31 protein-coding genes are annotated in these 22,887 nt (G+C 31.4%); all 31 read left to right on the plus strand.

Going from position 1 to position 22,887, the window contains the following annotated elements; translation table 11 throughout:
* The first annotated feature begins 17 nt into the window (after window positions 1–17).
* The 31 genes from secE (at window position 18) to rplO (ending at window position 22,887) form a co-directional block, all read left to right on the plus strand.
* On the plus strand, window positions 18–209 hold the full coding sequence (gene secE / locus ACIJYB_RS02915) for a preprotein translocase subunit SecE (RefSeq protein ID WP_435086883.1): 192 nt from the start codon (window positions 18–20) through the stop codon (window positions 207–209).
* Window positions 209–739, plus strand: a complete 531-nt coding sequence (gene nusG, locus ACIJYB_RS02920; protein WP_435152141.1) for a transcription termination/antitermination protein NusG — start codon at window positions 209–211, stop codon at window positions 737–739. Before secE ends, nusG begins: the two co-directional genes overlap by 1 nt.
* Window positions 739–1,164: a 50S ribosomal protein L11 gene (rplK, locus tag ACIJYB_RS02925; RefSeq protein ID WP_435152144.1), complete on the plus strand. Its 426-nt coding sequence runs from the start codon at window positions 739–741 to the stop codon at window positions 1,162–1,164. Before nusG ends, rplK begins: the two co-directional genes overlap by 1 nt.
* The gene (gene rplA / locus ACIJYB_RS02930) at window positions 1,164–1,853 is read left to right on the plus strand and encodes a 50S ribosomal protein L1 (RefSeq protein WP_435152146.1); all 690 of its coding nucleotides are present in this window, start codon (window positions 1,164–1,166) and stop codon (window positions 1,851–1,853) included. Before rplK ends, rplA begins: the two co-directional genes overlap by 1 nt.
* 2 nt (window positions 1,854–1,855) lie before the next feature.
* Entirely contained in the window at window positions 1,856–2,377 is a 522-nt protein-coding gene (gene rplJ, locus ACIJYB_RS02935; RefSeq protein ID WP_435152149.1) for a 50S ribosomal protein L10, read from the plus strand.
* 3 nt (window positions 2,378–2,380) lie between these two features.
* Entirely contained in the window at window positions 2,381–2,746 is a 366-nt protein-coding gene (rplL, locus tag ACIJYB_RS02940; RefSeq protein ID WP_435117606.1) for a 50S ribosomal protein L7/L12, read from the plus strand.
* Between the two features lie 56 nt (window positions 2,747–2,802).
* Window positions 2,803–6,888 carry a DNA-directed RNA polymerase subunit beta gene (gene rpoB / locus ACIJYB_RS02945; RefSeq protein WP_435152151.1) on the plus strand — a complete coding sequence of 1,362 codons (4,086 nt, stop codon included), beginning with the start codon at window positions 2,803–2,805 and terminating at the stop codon, window positions 6,886–6,888.
* 2 nt (window positions 6,889–6,890) lie between these two features.
* Complete coding sequence (gene rpoC, locus ACIJYB_RS02950; protein WP_435152154.1) at window positions 6,891–11,063, plus strand: DNA-directed RNA polymerase subunit beta'; 4,173 nt, start codon at window positions 6,891–6,893, stop codon at window positions 11,061–11,063.
* A gap of 169 nt (window positions 11,064–11,232) precedes the next feature.
* Complete coding sequence (rpsL, locus tag ACIJYB_RS02955) at window positions 11,233–11,604, plus strand: 30S ribosomal protein S12 (protein ID WP_023648422.1); 372 nt, start codon at window positions 11,233–11,235, stop codon at window positions 11,602–11,604.
* A complete protein-coding gene (gene rpsG / locus ACIJYB_RS02960; protein WP_028036888.1) occupies window positions 11,604–12,074 on the plus strand; it encodes a 30S ribosomal protein S7 in 471 nt (156 codons plus the stop codon). Before rpsL ends, rpsG begins: the two co-directional genes overlap by 1 nt.
* A gap of 6 nt (window positions 12,075–12,080) precedes the next feature.
* The gene (fusA, locus tag ACIJYB_RS02965) at window positions 12,081–14,159 is read left to right on the plus strand and encodes an elongation factor G (protein ID WP_435086893.1); all 2,079 of its coding nucleotides are present in this window, start codon (window positions 12,081–12,083) and stop codon (window positions 14,157–14,159) included.
* Window positions 14,160–14,161: 2 nt separating this feature from the next.
* Window positions 14,162–14,470: a 30S ribosomal protein S10 gene (gene rpsJ / locus ACIJYB_RS02970; RefSeq protein ID WP_023648425.1), complete on the plus strand. Its 309-nt coding sequence runs from the start codon at window positions 14,162–14,164 to the stop codon at window positions 14,468–14,470.
* A gap of 2 nt (window positions 14,471–14,472) precedes the next feature.
* Entirely contained in the window at window positions 14,473–15,183 is a 711-nt protein-coding gene (gene rplC / locus ACIJYB_RS02975) for a 50S ribosomal protein L3 (protein WP_435086895.1), read from the plus strand.
* Window positions 15,183–15,806 (plus strand): 50S ribosomal protein L4, encoded by a 624-nt coding sequence (gene rplD, locus ACIJYB_RS02980; protein ID WP_435086896.1) that lies wholly within the window; start codon window positions 15,183–15,185, stop codon window positions 15,804–15,806. Before rplC ends, rplD begins: the two co-directional genes overlap by 1 nt.
* A 1-nt stretch (window position 15,807) precedes the next feature.
* Window positions 15,808–16,101 carry a 50S ribosomal protein L23 gene (gene rplW / locus ACIJYB_RS02985; protein WP_435086898.1) on the plus strand — a complete coding sequence of 98 codons (294 nt, stop codon included), beginning with the start codon at window positions 15,808–15,810 and terminating at the stop codon, window positions 16,099–16,101.
* A gap of 3 nt (window positions 16,102–16,104) precedes the next feature.
* Entirely contained in the window at window positions 16,105–16,944 is an 840-nt protein-coding gene (gene rplB / locus ACIJYB_RS02990; protein WP_435088965.1) for a 50S ribosomal protein L2, read from the plus strand.
* Window positions 16,944–17,240, plus strand: coding sequence for a 30S ribosomal protein S19 (rpsS, locus tag ACIJYB_RS02995; protein ID WP_435086901.1), 297 nt, complete (start codon window positions 16,944–16,946; stop codon window positions 17,238–17,240). The genes rplB and rpsS overlap by 1 nt, the downstream gene beginning before the upstream one ends.
* A gap of 2 nt (window positions 17,241–17,242) precedes the next feature.
* On the plus strand, window positions 17,243–17,641 hold the full coding sequence (gene rplV / locus ACIJYB_RS03000; RefSeq protein WP_028036894.1) for a 50S ribosomal protein L22: 399 nt from the start codon (window positions 17,243–17,245) through the stop codon (window positions 17,639–17,641).
* Window positions 17,625–18,305 (plus strand): 30S ribosomal protein S3, encoded by a 681-nt coding sequence (gene rpsC / locus ACIJYB_RS03005; protein ID WP_435152157.1) that lies wholly within the window; start codon window positions 17,625–17,627, stop codon window positions 18,303–18,305. Before rplV ends, rpsC begins: the two co-directional genes overlap by 17 nt.
* The gene (gene rplP / locus ACIJYB_RS03010; protein WP_023648433.1) at window positions 18,305–18,715 is read left to right on the plus strand and encodes a 50S ribosomal protein L16; all 411 of its coding nucleotides are present in this window, start codon (window positions 18,305–18,307) and stop codon (window positions 18,713–18,715) included. The genes rpsC and rplP overlap by 1 nt, the downstream gene beginning before the upstream one ends.
* Window position 18,716: 1 nt before the next feature.
* Window positions 18,717–18,908, plus strand: a complete 192-nt coding sequence (gene rpmC / locus ACIJYB_RS03015) for a 50S ribosomal protein L29 (RefSeq protein ID WP_435086904.1) — start codon at window positions 18,717–18,719, stop codon at window positions 18,906–18,908.
* Complete coding sequence (gene rpsQ / locus ACIJYB_RS03020; protein ID WP_023648435.1) at window positions 18,901–19,137, plus strand: 30S ribosomal protein S17; 237 nt, start codon at window positions 18,901–18,903, stop codon at window positions 19,135–19,137. Before rpmC ends, rpsQ begins: the two co-directional genes overlap by 8 nt.
* A complete protein-coding gene (gene rplN / locus ACIJYB_RS03025; RefSeq protein ID WP_008544079.1) occupies window positions 19,137–19,505 on the plus strand; it encodes a 50S ribosomal protein L14 in 369 nt (122 codons plus the stop codon). The genes rpsQ and rplN overlap by 1 nt, the downstream gene beginning before the upstream one ends.
* 2 nt (window positions 19,506–19,507) lie before the next feature.
* The gene (rplX, locus tag ACIJYB_RS03030) at window positions 19,508–19,753 is read left to right on the plus strand and encodes a 50S ribosomal protein L24 (RefSeq protein WP_435152159.1); all 246 of its coding nucleotides are present in this window, start codon (window positions 19,508–19,510) and stop codon (window positions 19,751–19,753) included.
* Entirely contained in the window at window positions 19,753–20,307 is a 555-nt protein-coding gene (rplE, locus tag ACIJYB_RS03035) for a 50S ribosomal protein L5 (RefSeq protein ID WP_435152161.1), read from the plus strand. Before rplX ends, rplE begins: the two co-directional genes overlap by 1 nt.
* A 2-nt stretch (window positions 20,308–20,309) precedes the next feature.
* A complete protein-coding gene (gene rpsN / locus ACIJYB_RS03040) occupies window positions 20,310–20,615 on the plus strand; it encodes a 30S ribosomal protein S14 (RefSeq protein ID WP_435086910.1) in 306 nt (101 codons plus the stop codon).
* A gap of 11 nt (window positions 20,616–20,626) precedes the next feature.
* Window positions 20,627–21,022: a 30S ribosomal protein S8 gene (rpsH, locus tag ACIJYB_RS03045; RefSeq protein ID WP_028036899.1), complete on the plus strand. Its 396-nt coding sequence runs from the start codon at window positions 20,627–20,629 to the stop codon at window positions 21,020–21,022.
* Complete coding sequence (rplF, locus tag ACIJYB_RS03050) at window positions 21,022–21,561, plus strand: 50S ribosomal protein L6 (RefSeq protein ID WP_435086912.1); 540 nt, start codon at window positions 21,022–21,024, stop codon at window positions 21,559–21,561. The genes rpsH and rplF overlap by 1 nt, the downstream gene beginning before the upstream one ends.
* Window positions 21,561–21,917 carry a 50S ribosomal protein L18 gene (rplR, locus tag ACIJYB_RS03055; protein ID WP_435086914.1) on the plus strand — a complete coding sequence of 119 codons (357 nt, stop codon included), beginning with the start codon at window positions 21,561–21,563 and terminating at the stop codon, window positions 21,915–21,917. Before rplF ends, rplR begins: the two co-directional genes overlap by 1 nt.
* A gap of 2 nt (window positions 21,918–21,919) precedes the next feature.
* Window positions 21,920–22,435 carry a 30S ribosomal protein S5 gene (gene rpsE, locus ACIJYB_RS03060; RefSeq protein ID WP_435152164.1) on the plus strand — a complete coding sequence of 172 codons (516 nt, stop codon included), beginning with the start codon at window positions 21,920–21,922 and terminating at the stop codon, window positions 22,433–22,435.
* On the plus strand, window positions 22,435–22,887 hold the full coding sequence (gene rplO / locus ACIJYB_RS03065; RefSeq protein WP_435152167.1) for a 50S ribosomal protein L15: 453 nt from the start codon (window positions 22,435–22,437) through the stop codon (window positions 22,885–22,887). The genes rpsE and rplO overlap by 1 nt, the downstream gene beginning before the upstream one ends.

The following is a 22,887-nucleotide window of genomic DNA, read 5'->3' on the forward strand; positions in this document are numbered from 1 at the left end:
ATTAGAGCTAAATTATTATGAGAAACCCAATTAGATTTTTACAGGAAGTAAAACAGGAAGCCTTTAAAGTTTCTTGGCCAACATGGAAAGAGACTTTACAGGGAGCTTTAATGGTATTTGCAATGGCTGTTGTGATGTCGTTATTTTTTTTACTTTTGGATCAAGTTTTAAAGTTTTTTCTAGAATTACTACTTAAGGTAAGCATTTAATGAAAAATTGGTTCATAGTTCAATCACACTCAAACTTTGAGAACAAAGTGTCTTCTTTAATTAAAGAAGAAGCAGAAAAAGCTAAGATATCAGATAAATTTGAGGAAATTATCGTTCCTACACATGACGTAACTGAAGTAAAAAGAGGAAAAAGAATTCAGAGAAAAAAGAAATATTTTCCTGGTTATGTACTTGTTAAGTGTGAAATGAATAATGATATCTATCACATGATTAAAAATTTGAAGAGAGTGAGTGGATTTTTAGGCTCAAAAGGAATACCAGTTCCAGTATCAGATAAAGAAATAGATAAGATATTAGGTCAAATAAAAGATGGTGTGGCTCAGCCAAAATCTGCTATAGAATACAACGTTGGTGAAAAAGTTCAGGTTGTTGATGGTCCTTTTGCATCATTCAGTGGAATGGTGGAAGACATAGATGAAGAAAAGTCTAGACTTAAGGTCTCAGTTTCTATATTTGGTCGTCCAACACCAGTAGATTTAGAATATAACCAAGTTGAGAAAGTAAGTTAATGGCAAAAGAAATTAGTGGATTTATAAAATTACAAATTAAAGGTGGTCAAGCAAACCCAGCACCTCCTGTTGGACCTGCTTTAGGTCAACGTGGTGTAAACATAATGGAATTTTGTAAAGCTTTTAATGATAAAACTAAATCAATGGCTGGAAAACCAGTTCCAGTAGAAATTACAGTTTACAAAGACAAAAAATTTGACTTTAAAATTAAATCTCCACCAGCATCTTACTTTATAAAAGAAGCGGTTAAACTTAAAGGCGGATCCAAAGAACCAGGAAGAAATATTGTTGCATCAATATCCAAAAAACAATTGGAAGATATTGCTAATCAAAAAATGAATGATTTAAATGCTCATGATTTAGAAGAAGCAGTAAAAATTATTGCAGGTTCAGCTAGATCAATGGGTATAGAGGTAAAAGAATAATGTCATCAAAAAGATATAAAAAATTACCCGAAAAAACAAAAGATTTAAAAGCTGAGGCTATTGAAAAATTATTATCCGAAGTTAAAAAAAATTGTACGACTAAGTTTGATGAATCATTAGATTTAAGTTTTCAGATAAATAACAAACAAAAGAAAAGTGAAGTTAATATAAGAACGGTTGTTAATTTACCAGGTGGAACTGGAAAGAAAGTTAAAGTTGCAGTTGTTTGCGAAGATAGTAAATCCCAAGAAGCTAAAGATGCTGGAGCAGATATTGTAGGAAGTGATGAATTTATTGAAAAAATTAAGAGTGGTGAATTAAATTTTGAAAAATTAATTTGTACACCTGGTATGATGATTAAGCTTTCTAAGTTAGGCAAAGTTTTAGGTCCAAAAGGATTAATGCCAAATCCAAAACTTGGTTCTGTTTCTGAAAATATAAAAGAAGCTGTAACTAATGCTAAATCTGGTCAAGTGGAAATAAGAAATGATAAAGATGGAAACATAGGTGTGAGTATCGGAAAAAAATCATTTCATGATGACCAGTTGCTTAAAAATTTTCATGCAATATTAGATGCATTAGAAAAAGAAAAATCTAACAATACTCTAAAAGGTGATTTAATTAAGAATACTTTTGTTACTTCGTCAATGGGTGTTTCGTACAAAGTTAAATTAGGGAAGTCGATATAATCATGTTAACCAAAGTGCAAAAAAAGAATTATATTTCAGAAATGACCACTCAGTTTGATAATAGCAAAGCTGTTATGGTCACTCATTATCAAGGTTTAACAATGACTCAATTAGATGATTTAAGAGCCAAAATGAGAGAGCATGGAATAATTTTCAAAATAACAAAAAATAAAATAACTAAATTAGCTTTAGAGAAGACAAAGTGTAAAGATTTGTCAGATTTATTTACAGGTCCAACGGCTGTTGCTTTTGGTGAAGACGCTATAATGTCTGCAAGGATTCTTTCAAAATTTGCAAAAGATAACGAAAATTTAAAGCTAATCGGTGGTATAATGGAAAACGAGGTCTTAGATCAGGCTGGTGTCCAAAATGTAGCTAGTTTACCAACTTTAGACGAAGCGAGAGCAAATATTGTTGGCATTTTAAACGCTCCAGCATCAAAATTAGTGAGTATTTTGCTTGCATACTCGGAAAAAATGAGTAATTTGTCGGCAGAAAATTCTGAAACACAACCCAAAGAGTAAATTATGCCTGACCTAAATAAAATTATTGAAGACCTTTCAAGTTTGACTGTTGCGGAAGCAGCAGAGCTATCAAAACAACTAGAAGAAAAATGGGGTGTAACTCCAATGGCAGCAGCAGCTCCAGCAGCAGCAGGTGGTGCAGCTCCAGCAGAAGATAAAGATGATTTTACAATCATGCTTTTATCAGCAGGTGAAAAAAAAATTAATGTTATTAAAGAAGTTAGAGCAGCAACTTCATTAGGTTTAAAAGAAGCAAAAGATCTTGTAGAGGGAGCACCAAAAGAAGTTAAATCTGGTGTAAACAAAAAAGAAGCTGAAGAGATCAAAGCTAAACTAGAAGCCGCAGGCGCAAAAGTAGAACTTAAATAATTAAATAAGAAAGAATTCGAATACTGATTATTTTTAATCAGTATTATTAAACATAGATGCAATTATCTTTTACTGAAAAGAAAAACATAAGAAAAAGTTTTGGTAAACTTAAAGAGAGTCTATCAATTCCAAATCTAATTGAAGTACAGAAAAATTCTTACAAAGAATTAACTGAATTTTATTCTGAAACAGAGCTAACCAAAGGTTTTGATCGAGTTTTTAAAAGTATATTTCCAATTGAAGATTTAAATGACAAAGCAACTTTAGAGTATGTTTCATATAGATTAGATAAACCAAAATTTGATGTTGAAGAATGTATTACCAGAGGTTTAACTTATTCATCAGCTCTCAAATGCACATTAAGATTAGTTGTTTATGAGATAGACCAAGAGAACAATACTAAAGATATTTTATCTGCAAAAGAACAAGAAGTTTACATGGGTGAAGTACCCATGATGACAAACAGCGGTACTTTTATTACCAATGGTGTTCAAAGAGTTGTAGTTAATCAAATGCACAGAAGTCCTGGTGTATTTTTCGATCATGATAAAGGAAAAACTCATGCAAGTGGAAAACTATTATTTAACGCAAGAGTAATTCCAAACAGAGGTTCTTGGTTAGATTTTGAGTATGATGTTAAAGATTTTTTATATTTTAAAATAGATAGAAAGAAAAAAATTTTTTCATCAACATTACTTCTGGCATTAGATTTTACTAAAGCTGAAATTGCTGATGAATTTTATGAAAGTGAACAATATACATTTGATCCCAAAACTGAAAAATGGAAAACAAAATTTAACCCAGAAAATTATAAAGCAAAAAATTTCTCAGAAGAAGTTACTGATGCTAAAACTGGAGAAATAGTTATTAAGTTAGGTGATAAGATTAATTTTTTAAATGCCAAAAAACTAGCTAATGATGGTTTAAAAGATATCTTAGTGACAAGAGACTCATTGTTTGGAAAATTTTTGCACAGAGATGTAAAGATTAATGATGAAGAAGAGGGGACTTTTTCAATCGGAACAGAACTTAATGATTCTGTGATTCAACAAATATTAGATGCAAATATACATTCTTTGCAAATCTCTGTAACAAACTCAATTAACAAAGGTCCGTATTTATTAACCACTATTTTAAACGATAAAAACAATTCAAAAGATGAGGCTATTACTGAAATCTACAAAATGCTGAGACCTGGTGAGCCGCCAACAATTGAAATAGCTACTCAGATTTTTAATAATCTGTTCTTTAGTTCAGACAGATATGATTTATCTGATGTCGGTAGAGTTAAAATGAATTCAAGATTAGAGCAAGAATGCTCAGATAAAATTACAATCTTAAGAAATGATGACATTGTAGCCATTGTTCATAAAATGTTAGATTTAAGAGATGGAAAAGATGAAGTTGATGACATTGACCATTTAGGAAATAGAAGAGTCCGTTCTGTTGGCGAATTAGTTGAAAATCAAGCTCGTATCGGAGTTTACAGAATGGAAAGAGCCATTAAAGAGAAAATGACAACTCTAGATGTTGAGTCAGCTATGCCTCAGGATTTAATTAACGCAAAACCATTAACAGTTTCTTTAAAAGACTTTTTTGCAAGCTCTCAACTTTCACAATTTATGGATCAAACAAATCCATTGTCTGAAATTACACACAAAAGAAGAGTTTCTGCCTTAGGTCCTGGTGGCTTAACTAGAGAAAGAGCTGGTTTTGAAGTACGTGATGTTCACCCGACGCACTACGGAAGAATTTGCCCTATTGAAACTCCTGAAGGACCAAATATTGGATTAATTAATAGTTTATCAACTTATGCTAAAATTAATAAGTATGGTTTTATTGAAAGCCCATATAAAAAAGTTAAAGATGGAGTTGTTCAAACTAATGTTGAATATTTATCTGCAATGGAAGAAACCAAATTTACCATTGCTCAAGCAAACACAAAATTAGACAAAAATGGAAAAATAATAGAAGAACTTGTTTCTTGCAGACAGAACTTAAATTTTCTTTTAGCTAAACCAGATACTATTGATTATATCGATGTATCTCCTAAACAACTTGTATCAGTTGCAGCATCATTAATACCATTTTTGGAAAATGATGACGCCAACAGAGCTTTAATGGGATCTAACATGATGAGACAGGCAGTTCCATTATTAAAACCTGAGTCACCTTTGGTTGGAACAGGTATTGAAAGTGATGTTGCTTTAGACTCAGGTGTTACTATTGTTGCTAAACGAGATGGAACTGTAGATAAAATTGATGGTAAAAGAATTGTAATTAAAGCTACTGAAGAAACTGACTTTTCTAAATCAGGTGTTGATATTTATAATTTACAAAAATTTAAAAGATCAAATCAAAATACATGCATCAACCAAAAGCCTTTAGTTAGAGTTGGTGACAAGGTTAAATCTGGAGACATTATAGCTGATGGTCCATCTACTAAATTAGGTGAATTAGCTTTAGGTAAAAACGTAACTGTAGCCTTTATGCCATGGCAAGGTTATAATTTTGAGGATTCAATTTTGATTTCTGAAAGATGTGTAACTGATGATGTATTTACATCTGTTCATATTGTTGAATATGAAATTATGGCAAGAGATACAAAATTAGGTGAAGAAGATATAACTAGAGATATTCCAAATGTTAATGAAGAAGCATTAAAAAACCTTGATGAGTCTGGTGTTGTTTATATTGGTGCTGAAGTAAATGCAGGTGATATTTTGGTTGGAAAAGTAACCCCTAAAGGTGACTCAGCTTCAGGACCTGAAGAAAAATTACTAAGATCAATATTTGGTGAAAAAGCTATAGATGTTACAGATACATCTTTAAGAATGTCTAGAGGAAGCAGTGGGACTGTCGTAGATGTAAGAGTATTTAATAGACACGGCATAGAGAAAGACGAAAGATCTATTACTATTGAAAGAGCTGAAATCGAACAAGTTCAACAAGATAAAATTGTTGAAGAAGAAATTTTAGAAAGAAGTATTAAACAAAGAGCGTCTCAGTTTTTATCAGGATCTTCTTTAACTAAAAAAGTTAAAGATTTATCAGAAGGAACCAAGTTAGACTTCGAAACAATTGATAATTTATCTGTTAATGACTTGTTTAAAATAACAGTGGGCAATGTAAATGACGAAGCAACATTAGCTCAACTTAAAGATCAGTATAATAAAGCTAAACAAGATATTACCGAGAGATTTGAAGATAAGGTTTTAAAAATAAGAAGTGGTGATGATTTATTACCAAGTGTAATGAAAATGGTTAAAGTCTTTGTTGCAATAAAAAGAAGACTGAGACCAGGTGATAAAATGTCTGGAAGACACGGAAACAAAGGTGTTGTTAGTAAAATTGTTCCTGTTGAAGATATGCCTTATAGAGAAGATGGAAGACCCGTTGATATTGTTCTAAACCCACTTGGTGTACCAAGTCGTATGAACGTTGGTCAGATTTTAGAAACTCACTTAGGATGGGCTTGTAAAGAATTTGGTGAAGAAGTTAAAAGATTAGTTAATGAGAATAATAAAAAAATTGAAAAAACTGAAAAAATCTCAAAATTTTTAAAATCTGTTTATGGCGAAGAGATTTTTGATGCTAAAGTTGAAAAATTAAGTAAACCTGAATTCAAAGATTTAGTTGAAACATTACAAGATGGAATAGCTATTTCAACACCAGTATTTGATGGTGCAAAAGAAAAAAATGTTACAGAAATGCTTGAGCTTGCTAAATTACCAGGTTCAGGACAAACATATTTATGGGATGGAAGAACAGGTGAAAAATTTGATAGACCTGTAACTGTGGGTATTATTTATATGCTTAAGCTTCATCATTTAGTTGAAGATAAGATTCATGCAAGATCTACCGGTCCTTACAGTTTAGTCACGCAACAACCTTTGGGTGGTAAGGCTCAATTAGGTGGTCAAAGATTTGGTGAAATGGAAGTGTGGGCGTTAGAAGCATATGGTGCTTCATATACACTTCAAGAAATTTTAACTGTTAAATCAGACGACGTAGCTGGAAGAGTTAAAGTTTATGAAACTATTGTTAAAGGTGAGGAAAATTTTGAGTCAGGTATACCTGAGTCGTTTAACGTTCTAGTTAAGGAAATTAAATCATTAGCATTAAACGTGGAGCTTAATTAAAAATGAAAAAAGAATTAACAGATTTATTTAAAAACACAGAGATTTCTGAAGCTCAAAATTTTAATAGCATTAAAATTTCTTTAGCAAGTCCTGAGAAAATTAAATCATGGACTTTTGGTGAGATTAAAAAACCAGAAACAATAAATTATAGAACTTTTAGACCTGAAAAAGACGGTCTATTTTGTGCAAGAATTTTTGGACCAATCAAAGATTACGAATGTTTGTGTGGAAAATACAAACGGATGAAATTTAGAGGAATTATCTGTGAAAAGTGTGGTGTTGAAGTTACAAAATCTAATGTTCGTAGAGAACGAATGGGCCATATTAACTTAGCTACACCTGTTGCACATATTTGGTTTTTAAAATCTCTACCTAGCAGAATAGCCCTGGCAGTTGATATGAAACTTAAAGAAATTGAAAGAGTTTTATACTTTGAAAACTTTATCGTAATCGAACCTGGTTTAACTGGTTTGCAAAAAAACCAACTTCTAAATGAGGAAGAGCTTGCTAAATACCAAGATGAGTTTGGTGAAGAGTCATTCACGGCTGGTATTGGTGCTGAAGCTGTACTTGAAATGTTAAAAAATCTAGACCTTGAATTAGAAAGAAAAAACCTTGTTAACTTTATTAAAGAAACAAAATCAAAAGTTAATGAAGAAAGAGCAATTAAAAGATTAAAATTGGTTGAGTCATTTATCGAAACTGGTCAAAAACCTGAATGGATGATTTTAACTGTAGTACCAGTAATTCCACCTGAATTAAGACCATTGGTACCTTTAGATGGAGGTAGATTTGCTACTTCAGATTTAAATGACCTTTATAGAAGAGTTATTAACAGAAATAATAGATTAAAAAGATTAATGGATTTAAAAGCTCCAGATATTATTGTTAGAAATGAAAAAAGAATGCTTCAAGAGTCAGTGGATGCATTGTTTGATAACGGTAGAAGAGGAAGAGTAATAACTGGAACTGGAAAAAGACCTCTTAAATCTCTAGCAGAAATGCTAAAAGGTAAGCAAGGTAGATTTAGACAAAACTTGCTTGGTAAAAGGGTTGATTACTCAGGAAGATCTGTAATTGTTGTTGGTCCAGACCTTAAACTTCACGAGTGTGGATTGCCAAAAAAAATGGCTTTAGAACTTTTTAAACCATTTTTATATGCAAGATTAAACAAGCTTGGATTAGCATCTACAATTAAGCAAGCTAAAAAATTAGTTGAAAAAGAAACAAATGCTGTTTGGGACGCATTAGAATTGATTGTTAGAGAGCATCCAGTAATTTTAAATAGAGCACCAACACTTCACAGATTAGGTGTTCAAGCATTTGAACCTAAACTTATAGAAGGTGATGCAATTGAATTACATCCTTTAACTTGTGCAGCTTTTAATGCTGACTTTGATGGTGATCAAATGGCCGTACACGTTCCATTAAGCTTGGAAGCCCAGTTAGAAGCTAGAATATTAATGCTATCTACAAACAATATTTTATCTCCATCAAATGGAAAGCCAATCATTGTACCAAGTCAAGATATGATTTTAGGTATCTATTATCTTTCTCAAGAACCTATGACGGATAAACCTTCAGGATATTTTGTTAATGTTGATGCTATAGAATTTGCTTTAGCTTCTGACCAAATTAAAGTTCATAGTACTATAATATCAAGAATTGAAACAGTTGATGAAAATGGAAATAAAAAATATGAAAAATATACGTCAACAGCTGGAAGATTTTTACTAGCAAACTTACTTCCTAAAAATAATAATATCAAATTTTCTTTAGTTGACAGATTACTACCCAAGAAAACAGTATCTGAAATTATTGATGTTGTATTTAGATTTTGTGGACAAAAAACGACTGTTATATTTTGTGATAAATTAAAAGATTTAGGATTTAAACACGCATTTAAAGCAGGAATTTCTTTTGGTAAAGATGATCTTGTAATTCCAGAGAGTAAAACGCAATTGATTGAAGATACAAAAAGTTTGATTGCAGATTATGAAACTCAATATTCAGAAGGATTAATAACAAGGGGAGAAAAGTACAATAAAGTTGTTGATGCTTGGTCAAAATGTACCGATAAAGTTGCTGGTGAAATGATGAAGGGTATTTCTGCTACTGAAAAAACTCCAGAAGGTTTAAAAATTAATTCAGTTTATATGATGGCTGATAGTGGTGCTAGAGGATCTGCAGCTCAAATGAAACAGCTTGCTGGTATGAGGGGCCTGATTGCAAAACCATCAGGTGAAATTATTGAAAGTCCAATTATTTCTAATTTTAAAGAGGGTCTTACTGCGCTAGAATATTTTAATTCAACTCACGGTGCTAGAAAAGGTCTAGCTGATACGGCTCTTAAAACAGCAAGTTCAGGTTATTTAACTAGAAGACTTTGTGATGTTGCTCAAGATTTAACAATTACAAAAATTCAATGTGATGATCCAGGATTTATAGAACTTTCAGAAATTTTAGAAGGCGGTAATGTTGTTGTTAGTTTATCCGAAAGAGCTTTAGGAAGAGTTACTGCAGCTGAAGTTAAAAACCCACTTACAGGTGAAGTGGTAATCAAAAAATCTAAAATGATTGACGAAGCAGGATGCGATTTAATAGATGCAGCAGGTGTAAAATCTTTAAAAGTTTACTCTGTAATGACATGCAGCTCAAAAAAGGGAGTATGCTCAACATGCTACGGAAGAGATTTATCTAGAGGAAAAATTGTACATGTTGGAGAGGCAATTGGTATGATTTCCGCACAGTCAATTGGTGAACCTGGTACTCAGTTAACTATGAGAACATTTCACGTTGGTGGAACAGCATCAGTTAAACAAGATTCACAAATTGTTAGCAAAAATGAAGGAACACTTAAAATTTTAAACTCTAATATCTTAGAAGATTCTAAGAAAAATCTAATTGTCATGGGAAGAAATACCCAGCTATCAATTGAAGATGATAATGGAGTTCAAATAGCCGTTTATAAAGTTGCTTATGGATCAAAATTATTTTTTAATAATGGTGACAAGATTAAAGCTAATACAAAAATTTGTGAATGGGATCCATATACAACTCCAGTGATTGCTGAAAAAAGTGGTACAGCAAGTTTTGTAGATTTAATTGATGGAGTTTCAATTCAAGAAACTACAGATGATGCAACCGGTATATCTTCTAAATCAGTTATTGACTGGAGAGCACAGTCTAAAAGCACTGATTTAAAACCTAGAATTACTCTTAGAGACGAAAAAGGAAATGTAATTAAAAAAGCTGATGATAATGAAGCTAGATATTATCTAGTACCAGACTCAATTCTTTCTATTAAAGATGGTCAAAAGGTTTTTGCTGGAGATGTTATTGCAAGACTTCCTAAAGAAACTACTAAAACTAAAGATATTACAGGTGGTCTTCCAAGAGTAGCTGAATTATTTGAAGCAAGAAAAGCAAAAGATAGTGCAATAATCGCTGAAAATGATGGACAAGTTGTATTTGGTAAAGAAGTTAGAGGAAAACAAAGAGTATCTATTGTTCCTGAAGATGGAGCTGAACCTTCAAATTATTTAATTCCAAAAGGAAAACATATTAACTTTAACCCAGGTGAAAAAATACAAAAAGGTGAATATTTACTTGATGGGCAACCTTTGCCGCATGATATTTTAAGAGTATTGGGAATTAAGGAATTAACTGAGTATTTTGTAAACCAAGTACAAGAAGTTTATAGATTACAAGGTGTAATTATAAATGACAAACATATTGAAACTATTCTAAGACAAATGCTTAAGAAAGTTGAAGTCAAGGTTTCTGGTGATTTTAGTTATTTACCTGGTGAAGTTATTGATAGAATAAAATTTGACATTGCTAATGAAAAGTTAGTAGCTGAGGGTAAGACACCTGCTGTTGGTGAACGTGTATTAATGGGTATAACCAAAGCTTCGCTACAAACTGAGTCGTTTATTTCAGCCGCTTCTTTCCAAGAAACAACTAGAGTTTTAACAGACGCAGCAATTAAAGGTAAAGTTGACCCATTAAATGGACTAAAAGAGAACGTTATTGTGGGTAGATTGGTTCCTGCTGGTACTGGAAGCATTAAGAATAAGTGGAACGAAAAAGCACTAAAGGATGATAATAATTTTATTGCGGAACAAGATAAAATAGAAACATCTGAACCTTCAGAAACTCCTGTAAATCAGTAGAAATATCACTTAATACTTGAAGTTTTAGTTTGACAAAGTCAGATTAATAAGTATTTTGGCGATGTTTTTGGTTGGAATGTAGTACCTACTAATAGTACTAAACGCTGCCACAAAATAACCTGTCAGTTATTTTCTTCTAAAAATAAATTAATTAATTTTATAAAAATTTATGCCAACTATTAATCAGTTGTTAAGAAAAAAAAGAGTTAAACAGCTTACAAGGAACAAAGTTCCCGCTTTACAAAAGCAACCTCTTAAAAGAGGTGTGTGTGTTAAAGTTTATACAACAACTCCAAAAAAACCTAACTCTGCATTAAGAAAAGTTGCAAGAGTAAGATTATCAAATGGTTTTGAGGTAACTGCTTACATTCCAGGTGAAGGACATAATCTTCAAGAGCACTCAGTAGTACTAATTAGAGGTGGTAGGGTAAAAGATTTACCAGGCGTACGTTATCATATTTTAAGAGGAAACCTTGATACACAAGGCGTTGCTAATAGAAAAAAAAGAAGATCTTTATACGGAACTAAAAAAGGTAAATAATGTCTAGAAAAAAAACCCAACCAAAAAAAAATGTAGTTCCAGATCCAAAATTTAATTCAACTATTATACCTAAATTAATAAACAATATAATGTACGATGGTAAAAGAGGTGTTGCGGCTAAGATAGTTTACGATGCAATAGATAAAATTAAAACAAAATCTAAAGATGAACCAATAAATATTTTTAATGAAGCTATTAACAACATTAAACCGACTGTTGAAGTAAGATCAAGAAGAGTTGGTGGTGCTACTTATCAAGTTCCTGTTGAGGTAAAAAGCAAAAGAGCTCAGGCTTTAGCAATAAGATGGTTAGTAGATTCTGCAAGAAAAAGAAAAGACAAGCATATGTCGGATAAAATTTTTAATGAACTATTTGATGCTTATGAGAAAAAAGGTGCTGCAGTTAAAAAAAGAGAGGATGTGCATAAAATGGCTGAGTCTAATAAAGCTTTTGCACATTTTAGATGGTAATAAATTATGTCTAGAACTCATACATTAGATAAATACAGAAACATTGGGATCATGGCCCACATTGATGCTGGAAAAACTACCACTACAGAAAGAATTTTATATTACACAGGTAAAAGTCACAAAATAGGTGAAGTACATGATGGTGCTGCAACTATGGATTGGATGGAACAAGAACAAGAAAGAGGAATTACTATTACTTCTGCTGCAACAACCTGTTTTTGGAATGATCACAGAATTAATATTATTGATACACCTGGACACGTGGATTTTACTATCGAAGTTGAAAGATCTCTTAAAGTTTTAGATGGTGCAGTATGTGTTTTTGATGGTGTTGCAGGAGTAGAACCTCAATCAGAAACTGTTTGGAGACAAGCAGACAAATACAAAGTTCCAAGAATTTGTTTTGTTAATAAATTGGATAGAACTGGTGCAGATTTCTTTAGATGTGTGGATATGATTAGAGATAGATTGGGATGTAAACCACTACCAATTCAGATACCAATTGGAATTGAAGCATCACTTTCGGGTGTTGTTGATCTTGTTAAAATGAAAGCACAAGTTTGGAAAAATGAAGCACTAGGCGCTGAATGGGAATACAAAGATATACCAGATGATTTGAAAGAAATATCTCAAAAATATAGAACAGAATTAGTTGAAACTGCGGTTGAACAAGATGAAAAATTAATGGAAGCTTACTTAAATGGTGATGAGATTAAAGAAGAAGATTTAGTCAGATGTATAAGAAAAGGGACTTTAAATTTTAGCTTTGTACCAATCACAACAGGTTCAGCTTTTAAGAATAAAGGCGTACAACCATTACTTGATGCAACAATTAATTACTTACCTAGTCCAATTGATATTGGATCAATTAAAGGAACCAAACCTGGTTCTGAGGATGAGATGGAGATGAAATTTGAAGATAGCCAACCATTCTCAGCTTTAGCTTTTAAAGTTGCAAATGATCCATTTGTTGGTTCTTTGACATTTATAAGAATTTATTCAGGAACTATTAAAACTGGTACAGGAATTTACAATTCGTCTAAAGAAAAAGAAGAAAGAGTTGGGAGAATGTTATTGATGCATGCTAACTCTAGAGAGGATATTAAAGAAGCAAATGCTGGAGACATTGTTGCTTTAGCTGGTCTAAAATATACTATCACAGGTCACACATTATGTGATGAGGAGAAACCTGTTTTACTAGAACCTATGGAATTCCCAGATCCTGTTATTGAAATTGCTGTCGAGCCAAAAACAAAAGCTGACCAAGAAAAAATGGGGGAAGCTTTGGGAAGACTTGCTAAAGAAGACCCATCATTCAGAGTTACATCTGATGAGGAATCAGGTCAAACAATTATTAAAGGTATGGGTGAATTACACTTAGATATAATTGTTGATAGAATGAAGAGAGAATTTAAGGTTGAAGCAAATGTAGGTGCTCCACAAGTCGCCTACAGAGAAACATTAGAAAATGCATCTGAAGTTGAATATACACATAAAAAACAAAGTGGTGGTGCTGGTCAGTTTGCTAAAGTTAAACTTCTTGTTGAACCACAAGAACCAGGTGCTGGAAGATCTGTTGAGAGCAAAATTAAAGGTGGTGCAATTCCTAAAGAATTTATTCCAGGTGTAGAAAAAGGAATTGAAACAGTTTCTGATAATGGAATTTTAGCAGGATTTCCAATGATTGATTACAAAGTTACTATTATTGATGGTTTGCATCACGATGTTGACTCAAGTGTCCTTGCTTTTGAACTAGCTGGTAGAGCTTGTTTTAAAGAAGCTTGCACTAAGGGAACCTTAAAACTTCTTGAACCAGTAATGAGAGTTGAGGTTGTTACACCAGAAGATTATATGGGTGATGTTATTGGTGACTTGAATAGCCGTAGAGGTCAAATCAGTACACAAGAGCAAAGAGGAAATGCAACAGTAATTACAGCTATGGTACCACTAGCAAACATGTTTGGATATATTAATAATTTAAGATCAATGTCTCAAGGTAGAGCACAATACTCTATGTTTTTTGATCATTATTCAAAAGTACCTCAGAATGTTCAAGATGAAGTAACTAAAAAGATTGCAGGGTAATTATGGAAAAACAAAATATTAGAATTAAACTTAGAGCATACGACAATAAAATCTTGGATGCATCTACTGAAGAAATAGTAAATACTGTGAAAAGAACAGGTGCTACTATTAAAGGCCCAATTCCATTACCAACTAGAATAGAGAGATATACAGTTTTAAAAGGTCCTCATATTGATAAAAAAAGTCGAGAACAATTTGAGTCAAGAACTCATAAGCGTTTAATAGATATTATAGAACCAACGCCACAAACAGTTGAAGCTTTAATGAAGTTAGACCTAGCTTCAGGAGTAGATGTGGAGATTAAAATTTAGTTATGACAGAGATTGCATTAATTGGAAAAAAAATAGGTATGACAAGAGAATTTTATAAAACTGGACAGTTAGTGCCTGTAACAGTTTTAAAAGTTGAAAAAGCAAGAGTTATCCAGGTCATAGATGAAGAAAAAAGAGGATATAAGGCTGTACAACTTGGTTATGGAAAAATTAAAAATTCTAAACTTACAAAAGCTATGAAAGGCTTTTATGCTAAAAAAAATACTGAAGCAAAAAAGAAACTAAAAGAATTTAGAGTTAAGGATACCGAAACCTATAAAGAAGGTAATGAATTTGGCTTAGAAATATTTAAAGATACAAAATTTGTTGATACAAGATCAAAAACTATCGGTAAAGGTTTTGCTGGAGCAATGAAAAGATGGAACTTTGGTGGCCTAAGAGCCAGTCACGGTGTTTCAGTTTCACATAGAGCTCATGGTTCAACAGGACATAGTCAAGATCCTGGAAAAGTATTCAAAGGAAAAAAAATGGCTGGACATATGGGTGATAGACTTAGAACTATGCTTAATATTGAAATTATTAAAACTGATTTAGAAAATGAACTGCTATATTTAAAAGGCTCTATTCCTGGATCTAAAAATACAGAAGTTGTAGTTAGACAATCTGTAAAAAATATAAATAAAATGACTGTATCTGAGAAAATTGCAGCAGCAGAAGAAGCAAAAAAAACACCTGATAAAAAGAAAAAATAATGAAAATAGAAAAAATAAGCATTGATGGAAAAAAAGATACTATTGAAGTATTAGATAAAATATTTTCAGCAAAAATTAATAGTAAGTTGGTAAGTAGTGTTTTATATAAAACTAATGCTAACTACAAAGGTAGACACGCTAAAACGAAACAGCAAAATGAAGTAAGTGGCCCTACATCAAAAATTTATGCCCAAAAAGGAACTGGTGGAGCAAGACACGCAAGTAGAAAAGCACCAATATTTGTTGGTGGTGGTATAGCACATGGTCCTAAAGGTGAACTTGCTTACAAAAAAAGAAAATTAAACAAAAATGAAAAGAAACTTAGTGTGGCATCTTTAATTACTGAAAAAAATAAAGACAAAAACTTATTAATTTTGAGTGATTTTTCAGCTGAAATTAAAAAAACAAAAGAGATGAATGCAATTATTCAAAAATTAGAAATATCAAATTCTTTAATTATTTTAGATAAAGCTTCTAAAGAGAAAATTGAAAAATCAGCTAGAAATATTCCAAATGTTAAAGTAACTGATGTAAACCATTTTAGCTCATACGATATTATAAAATTTAAAAAAGTTGTTTTTACTGAAAGCTCCGTAAAAGAACTAGAAAAGAGATATTCTTAAAATGGATAAAATACACTTATACGATAAAATTGTGTCTCCAATGGTTACAGAGAAATCAACAAATTTGTCAGAACAAAATAAAATTGTTTTTAAAGTTCCTGCTGGTGCAAACAAAACAAACTTAAAGAAAAATATTGAAAAAATTTTTAAAGTAAATGTGACTAAGATTAATATAATTAACAAACAGAATAGAGTTAAAATAACCAGAGGAAAAAAAGTAAGAGTCTCTGGTTTTAAAAAAGCAATAATAACTCTTAAAAAAGGTCAAAGCATTGATCTAACTACAGGAATTTAGTAAATGGCATTAAAAACTTTTAAACCTTACACAAAATCTACTAGAGGTACTATTCTAGTTGATAGAACTGGTCTATGGAAAGGTAAACCTTTCAAATCACTTGTATCTCCAAAAAATGCAATGAAAGGAAGAAACAATAACGGACATATTACAAATATTAATAGATCTGGTGGACATAAAAAAATGTACAGACATGTAGATTTTTACCGTAAAAAATTTGATATGGAAGCTACTGTTGAAAGAATTGAATATGATCCAAATAGATCATGTTATATCATGTTAGTTAAATTTGAAGATGGATCTCACGCTTACTATTTAGCACCTCAAAAAATCAAAGCTGGTGATAAAATTGAAAATGGTTCTAAAAAAGAAATTAAAGTTGGCAATTGTATGCCACTCCAAGATATTCCGGTTGGTATAAACATACATAACGTTGAAATTCAACCAGGTGCTGGTGGTAAAATTGCTAGATCTGCAGGTTCGTCAGTAACAATTAGTGGTTTAGATGGAAACTATAGTTTAATTAAACTAGCTTCAGGCGAAGTTAGAAAAATAGACTCTAGATCTTTGGCTACAATAGGAATTTTAACTAATCCAGATCAAAAAAATATTAAAATTGGTAAAGCAGGAAGATCAAGATGGCTTGGAAGAAAACCACATACTAGAGGAGTTGTGAAAAACCCTGTAGATCACCCTCATGGTGGTGGAGAAGGTAAATCAGCTGGTGGTAGACATCCAGTTTCACCTACAGGACAATCTGCTAAAGGATTAAAAACAAGAGATAATAAGAGAACAGATAAATATATTGTTAAGAGAAGAAATAAGAGGAAGGATACTAAGTAATGGCTAGATCAGTATGGAAAGGACCTTTTGTTGAAGAAAGCTTAATGAAAAAAGTTGATAAATACAAAGTTGATCCAAAAAAAATTCCAATTAAAACATGGTCAAGAAAATCAACAATATTACCTGATTTTGTTGGTGTAAGTTTTCAAATTTATAATGGTAAAAAATTTATACCAATCACAATTTCAGAAGATATGGTTGGACACAAATTAGGCGAATTTTCACCTACAAGAACTTTTTATGGTCATACACCAGCGGATAAAAAAGCTAAACCTGCAACAGCGGCTAAAAAATAAATATGAATAAGACAAAGAAAAAAAATAGAAAAAAAGTAGATACAGTTAAATCTGTAAACAATAGTATAAGAACTAGTGTTAGAAAGCTTAATCCTATTTTAAAAAGTATTGTTGGAAAAAAAGTAGATGTAGCTATTCGAGATTTACAATTCTCAGCTAAAAGAATTAGCAAAGATATTAGAAAAACAATAAGTTCTGCAGTTGCAAATGCAGAAAATAACTTTCAGTATGATATTGACAATTTAGTTGTCAAAGAAGCTTATTGTGGAAAAAAAATTGTGATGAAAAGATTTAGACCAAGAGCAAAGGGTAGAGCCGCACCAATTTTAAAACCTTGGTCAACAGTAACTATAATTTTATCAGAAGTTAAACAAATGGAGAGTCATGGGACAAAAAGTTAATCCTGTAGGTTTTAGATTAGGTATCAATAGAGGTTGGGATTCTGTTTGGTATGCTAAAAAGAAAGATTTTGGAAATTATTTAATAGAAGATTTTAAAATTAGAGATTATATAAAAAAAAATGTAGTTAATTCAGGTGTATCTAAAGTGATGATAGAGAGAACATCTAATAAATGCTATGTTACTATCTACACCTCAAGACCTGGATTTGTTATTGGGAAAAAAGGTAGCGATATTGATAAAATTAAAAATAATTTATCAAAATTTACAACTAACGAAGTTTCACTTAATATTAAGGAAGTAAAAAAACCTGAGACCAATGCATATTTGGTCGCTGAGAACATTGCTCAACAATTAGTAAAAAGAATTTCATACAGAAGAGCGATGAAAAGATCTATGCAATCATGTATTAGATTAGGAGCAAGAGGAATTAAAGTTTCTATAAGTGGAAGACTTGGTGGAAACGAAATAGCTAGAACTGAGTGGTTAAGAGAAGGCAGCATACCATCACACACTTTAAGAGCAGATATAGATTACGCTGAAGCAGAAGCTTTAACAACATATGGTATTATAGGAATTAAGGTTTGGATCTATAAAGGTGAAGTTTTTGCAAGAGAGTTCAGTCAAGAAACTAATAAAGCAGCACCAAAAGAGGATAAAGAATAATGCTTCAACCAGTTAGAACCAGATGGAGAAAAGCTCATAAGGGAAGAATCCATGGAACAGCAACTAGAGCAAGTTCTATTAATTATGGTGCGTTTGCTCTTAAAGCTTTACAACCAGAAAGAATTACAGGAAAACAAATTGAAGCTGCTAGAGTAGCTTTAACTAGACATATGAAAAGACAAGGAAGAGTTTGGACTAGAGTGTTTCCAAATATCCCAGTATCAAAAAAACCGATTGAAGTAAGGATGGGTAAAGGTAAAGGGAATCCTGAATTTTTTGCGTGTAGGGTTAAACCTGGAAGAATTTTGTTTGAAGTTGACGGTGTTTCTGAACAGATAGCTAAAGAAGCTCTTTACAAAGCATCGGCTAAATTGCCAATAAAAACTAAAACTATTAAGAGGTTTGCTTAATATGAAAAAACAAGAAATTAAAAAATTATCAAAAGACGAAATGGTAAAAAATATAGATAAATTAAAAAAAGATCTTTTTAATTTTAGATTTCAAAAAATGAATTCACAAGTAACAAACCCTGCAAAAATTAGCGAAACAAGAAAAACAATTGCAAGATTAAAAACTATATTAAAAGGAAAAATTAATGCCTAAAAAAATATTAACTGGAGTAGTTATAAGTGATAAGCCAAATAAAACTATAACTGTGATGGTTGAAAGAAAATATTCTCATCCTGTACTTAAAAAAGTAATTAAAGTTAGAAAAAATTACAATGCTCATGATGAAAATAATACATTTAAAACTGGTGATAAAGTTTCAATTATTGAAAGCAAACCGTTTTCGAAAAATAAAAAATTCCAAGTAATGGAGAATACAAAATAATGATTGGTGTACAAACAGAGTTACAGGTAGCAGACAACACAGGCGCTAAAAGAATAGAATGTATAAAGGTGCTTGGTGGGTCTAAACGAAGATACGCAAGTATTGGCGACACTATTGTGATTGCTGTAAAAGAAGCAATACCCAAAGGTAAGGTAAAAAAAGGCACGGTCCATAAAGCTGTTGTCGTAAGAGTTAAAAAAGGAATTCATAGAAACGATGGTTCAAAAGTTAAGTTTGATAACAATGCAGCAGTTTTGGTTGATGACAAAGGTGAACCGGTGGGAACAAGAATTTTTGGTCCTGTAACAAGAGAACTAAGAAGCCGAGGGCAGATGAAAATAATTTCACTAGCACCGGAGGTTTTATAAAGATGATCAAAAAAGGATTAAAAGTAAGAGTTTTAACAGGAAAAGATAAGAAAAAAGAAGGTGAAGTTATTGAAATTGATAGATCTAATAATAGAGCTAAAGTTAAAGAAATTAATATGGTTAAAAAGCACATAAAAACAACTAAAGAGAAAAAAGGTGGAATTGTATCTAAAGAGAGCTTTATACATTTATCAAACCTTAAACTAATTGATGAAAAAGTTACAAAAAAAGCAGAGGCTAAAAAATAATGACACCAAGATTAAAAGAAATTTACAGTAAAGAAATTCAGCCAGCTTTAAAAGACAGTTTAGCTCTTAAAAATATTTTTATGGTGCCTAAAATTGAAAAAATAGTTTTAAATATGGGGCTTGGACTTGATGGAGCTGATGCAAAAATTTTAAAAGCAGCAGAAGAAGATATGGGAAAAATTACTGGTCAAAAACCTGTGGTTACAAAATTTAAAAAATCAGTTGCTAATTTTAAAACAAGAAAAGGTTCTAATGCTGGTTTAAAAGTGACACTAAGAAAAAACAAAATGTATGAGTTTATTGATAGATTAGTAAATATTGCATTACCAAGAATTAAAGATTTTAGAGGACTATCTCCAAAAGGATTTGATAAATTTGGTAATTATACTTTTGGTGTTAAAGAACATATTATTTTTCCAGAAGTAAGTTTTGATAGAGCGGATAAAGTACGTGGTCTAGATATTATAGTTGTAATTAAAGCTATGAATAAAGATCATGCATTTGCTTTATTAGAAAAAATGAATTTCCCATTTATTAAAAAAGGAGACAATTAAACATGGCTAAAGTAAGCGCTGTAAACAAAAACGATAAAAGAATTAAACTTTCTGATAGACTTTTTAAAAAAAGACAAAGTCTGAAAAAAATTATTATGGACAAAAAGCTACCATTAGAAGAAAGATTTAAGGCACAGCAAAAATTGTCACAAATGCCTAGAAATTCAGCAAAAATAAGAGTTATGAATAGATGTAAAATTACAGGAAGACCACATGGAGTTTATAGAAAATTAAAAATATCAAGAATAGCTTTAAGGGACTTAGGTTTAGCTGGATTAATTCCAGGAATGACTAAGTCGAGCTGGTAGAAAGGAATATTATGAGTTTAAGTGATCCAATTGGCGATATGATAGCAAGAGTTAAAAATGCTCAAGCTAGAAACCACAAAAAAGTAGCATTGCCGTCTTCGAATTTTAAAACAAAAATTGCAGACATTCTTAAAAACGAAGGGTTTATTAAAGATTTTAAAATTGCTGCCGAAGATAATAAGCCAACATTATCTTTGGAACTTAAATATCACTCTGGAAACCCTGTTATCAGCGCTTTTGAACGTGTATCAAAACCTGGTAGAAGAATTTTTTCTAGTGCTGAAAGTCTACCAAAGGTTAATAATGGACTTGGGATTGCTATTATCTCTACACCTAAAGGTGTAATGACAGATATAGATGCAAGAAAACAACGTGTTGGTGGCGAAATAATTTGTAAGGTATTTTAATGTCTAAAATTGGTAAAATAAGTATTTCTATTCCTGAAAAAGTCAAAGTGGTATTAGCTGGAAATATAATTAATATTGAGGGTCCTCTAGGAAAAAAGTCTGTAGGGATTGATTTAGAAATGTTTAATCTTGATATTAAAGAAGGAAAAGAAATTTCAATTAAACCAAAAAAAATTGACCAAGATTCTAAAAGACTTTGGGGAATGAATAGAAGCCTGATTAACAATGCAGTAATTGGATCAAGCACAGGATATGAAAAAACTCTTGAATTGGTTGGTGTTGGTTATAGAGCAGCTTTAAAAGGAAAACAGTTAAACCTTCAACTTGGTTATAGTCATGATATTAATTATGATATTCCTGAAGGGATTAAAATTGAAGTTGAAAAACAAACAACTTTAAAAATTTCAGGATCAGATAAGCAACAAGTAGGTTCTGTAGCTTCCAAAATTAAAACTTATAGAAAAATTGAACCATACAAAGGTAAGGGTATCCGTGAAAAAGGTCAGTATGTTCTTAAAAAAGAAGGAAAGAAAAAATAATGAAACTAAATACTGCCACTAGAAAAAGATTTAGAGTTAGCAATAAAGTCAAAAAAGTTTCTTCTAAAGATAGATTTAGGTTATGTATCTCTAGATCAGCAAAAAATATTTCTGCACAGATAATTGACGATATTAATAAAATTACTTTATTATCAGCTTCATCAGTTGAAAAAGATATAAAATCAGGTGAAAAAGTAAATAAAACAGAATTGTCAAAAATAGTTGCCACAAAACTAGCTAAGAAAGCTCAAGAAAAGAAAATTACAAAAATATACTTTGATAGAGGCATATACAGATATCATGGTAGAGTTAAAGTATTTGCTGAAACTTTACGTGAAAATGGAATGGAATTTTAATTATGAATAATTTTAAAGACAAAAAAGCTGACGATATATTAGAAAAATTAGTTCACATTAACCGTATTACAAAAGTTGTAAAAGGTGGAAGAAGATTTGGTTTTTCAGCATTAGTAGTCGTTGGAAATCAAGCGGGTAAAATAGGTATTGCTCACGCAAAAGCTAAACAAGTTCCAGATGCAATTAAAAAAGCTAATGAAGTTGCAAGAAGAAAATTGATACATATTCCTTTAAGAGAAGGAAGAACAATACACCATGATGTAAAAGCAAAAGATGGTTCTGGAAGAATTGTGCTTAGAGCAGCATCAAAAGGTACTGGAATTATTGCTGGAGGACCAGTAAGAGCTGTTTGTGAAGTTCTTGGTGTAAAAGATATTGTTGCAAAATCTATGGGAACTTCAAATGCACATAATGTTATCAGAGCTACAATGAAAGCTTTATTAAAACAGAATTCACCAAAACAAATTTCAGCAATTAGAAATAAAAAGATTTCAGAAATAGTTGAGAAAAGAGGATAATGATAACTTTAAACACTAAAGATAAAATTAATAAATCTAAAATGAGAGTTGGTAGAGGTATTGGTTCGGGCAAGGGTAAAACTTCTGGTAGAGGTGTTAAAGGTCAAAAATCTAGATCTGGTGTTGCCATTAAAGCTTTTGAAGGTGGTCAAATGCCTTTATATCGAAGATTACCAAAAAGAGGTTTTAATCCAATTTCAAGAATCAATATAGCAATTATGAATCTTGAAAAAATTCAGTCATTTATAAATGAAAAAACAATTAATCCTAGTGATACTATAAATATGGAATTGCTTAAAAAACTTAAACTGATTAATAAAAATTCTCAAAAGTTAAAAATACTTGGAACTGGAGATATCAAGGATAAAGTTAACATAGAGGCAGATTTAGCATCTAAATCAGCAATAGAAAAACTAGAGAAAATTAGTGGATCTATTCAATTGAAAAAATAA

It is taken from the genome of Candidatus Pelagibacter bacterium nBUS_44 (genome assembly GCF_051200895.1).
Taxonomy (GTDB): Bacteria; Pseudomonadota; Alphaproteobacteria; order Pelagibacterales; family Pelagibacteraceae; genus Pelagibacter.

Bases quoted from the DNA above. Each gene is read 5' to 3' on its own strand.
- rplA (WP_435152146.1), top strand. From the start codon at position 1,164: ATGTCATCAAAAAGATATAAAAAATTACCCGAAAAAACAAAAGATTTA.
- rplC (WP_435086895.1), top strand. From the start codon at position 14,473: ATGACAGAGATTGCATTAATTGGAAAAAAAATAGGTATGACAAGAGAA.
- rpsG (WP_028036888.1), top strand. From the start codon at position 11,604: ATGTCTAGAAAAAAAACCCAACCAAAAAAAAATGTAGTTCCAGATCCA.
- rplL (WP_435117606.1), top strand. From the start codon at position 2,381: ATGCCTGACCTAAATAAAATTATTGAAGACCTTTCAAGTTTGACTGTT.
- rpsL (WP_023648422.1), top strand. From the start codon at position 11,233: ATGCCAACTATTAATCAGTTGTTAAGAAAAAAAAGAGTTAAACAGCTT.
- rpsN (WP_435086910.1), top strand. From the start codon at position 20,310: ATGGCTAAAGTAAGCGCTGTAAACAAAAACGATAAAAGAATTAAACTT.
- rplR (WP_435086914.1), top strand. From the start codon at position 21,561: ATGAAACTAAATACTGCCACTAGAAAAAGATTTAGAGTTAGCAATAAA.
- rplV (WP_028036894.1), top strand. From the start codon at position 17,243: ATGAATAAGACAAAGAAAAAAAATAGAAAAAAAGTAGATACAGTTAAA.
- rplX (WP_435152159.1), top strand. From the start codon at position 19,508: ATGATCAAAAAAGGATTAAAAGTAAGAGTTTTAACAGGAAAAGATAAG.
- rpsE (WP_435152164.1), top strand. From the start codon at position 21,920: ATGAATAATTTTAAAGACAAAAAAGCTGACGATATATTAGAAAAATTA.
- rplO (WP_435152167.1), top strand. From the start codon at position 22,435: ATGATAACTTTAAACACTAAAGATAAAATTAATAAATCTAAAATGAGA.
- rpmC (WP_435086904.1), top strand. From the start codon at position 18,717: ATGAAAAAACAAGAAATTAAAAAATTATCAAAAGACGAAATGGTAAAA.
- rplW (WP_435086898.1), top strand. From the start codon at position 15,808: ATGGATAAAATACACTTATACGATAAAATTGTGTCTCCAATGGTTACA.
- rpsQ (WP_023648435.1), top strand. From the start codon at position 18,901: ATGCCTAAAAAAATATTAACTGGAGTAGTTATAAGTGATAAGCCAAAT.
- rplN (WP_008544079.1), top strand. From the start codon at position 19,137: ATGATTGGTGTACAAACAGAGTTACAGGTAGCAGACAACACAGGCGCT.
- rplK (WP_435152144.1), top strand. From the start codon at position 739: ATGGCAAAAGAAATTAGTGGATTTATAAAATTACAAATTAAAGGTGGT.
- rpsJ (WP_023648425.1), top strand. From the start codon at position 14,162: ATGGAAAAACAAAATATTAGAATTAAACTTAGAGCATACGACAATAAA.
- rplB (WP_435088965.1), top strand. From the start codon at position 16,105: ATGGCATTAAAAACTTTTAAACCTTACACAAAATCTACTAGAGGTACT.
- fusA (WP_435086893.1), top strand. From the start codon at position 12,081: ATGTCTAGAACTCATACATTAGATAAATACAGAAACATTGGGATCATG.
- rplE (WP_435152161.1), top strand. From the start codon at position 19,753: ATGACACCAAGATTAAAAGAAATTTACAGTAAAGAAATTCAGCCAGCT.
- nusG (WP_435152141.1), top strand. From the start codon at position 209: ATGAAAAATTGGTTCATAGTTCAATCACACTCAAACTTTGAGAACAAA.
- rpsH (WP_028036899.1), top strand. From the start codon at position 20,627: ATGAGTTTAAGTGATCCAATTGGCGATATGATAGCAAGAGTTAAAAAT.
- rplF (WP_435086912.1), top strand. From the start codon at position 21,022: ATGTCTAAAATTGGTAAAATAAGTATTTCTATTCCTGAAAAAGTCAAA.
- rplJ (WP_435152149.1), top strand. From the start codon at position 1,856: ATGTTAACCAAAGTGCAAAAAAAGAATTATATTTCAGAAATGACCACT.
- rpoC (WP_435152154.1), top strand. From the start codon at position 6,891: ATGAAAAAAGAATTAACAGATTTATTTAAAAACACAGAGATTTCTGAA.
- rpoB (WP_435152151.1), top strand. From the start codon at position 2,803: ATGCAATTATCTTTTACTGAAAAGAAAAACATAAGAAAAAGTTTTGGT.
- rpsC (WP_435152157.1), top strand. From the start codon at position 17,625: ATGGGACAAAAAGTTAATCCTGTAGGTTTTAGATTAGGTATCAATAGA.
- rplD (WP_435086896.1), top strand. From the start codon at position 15,183: ATGAAAATAGAAAAAATAAGCATTGATGGAAAAAAAGATACTATTGAA.
- secE (WP_435086883.1), top strand. From the start codon at position 18: ATGAGAAACCCAATTAGATTTTTACAGGAAGTAAAACAGGAAGCCTTT.
- rplP (WP_023648433.1), top strand. From the start codon at position 18,305: ATGCTTCAACCAGTTAGAACCAGATGGAGAAAAGCTCATAAGGGAAGA.
- rpsS (WP_435086901.1), top strand. From the start codon at position 16,944: ATGGCTAGATCAGTATGGAAAGGACCTTTTGTTGAAGAAAGCTTAATG.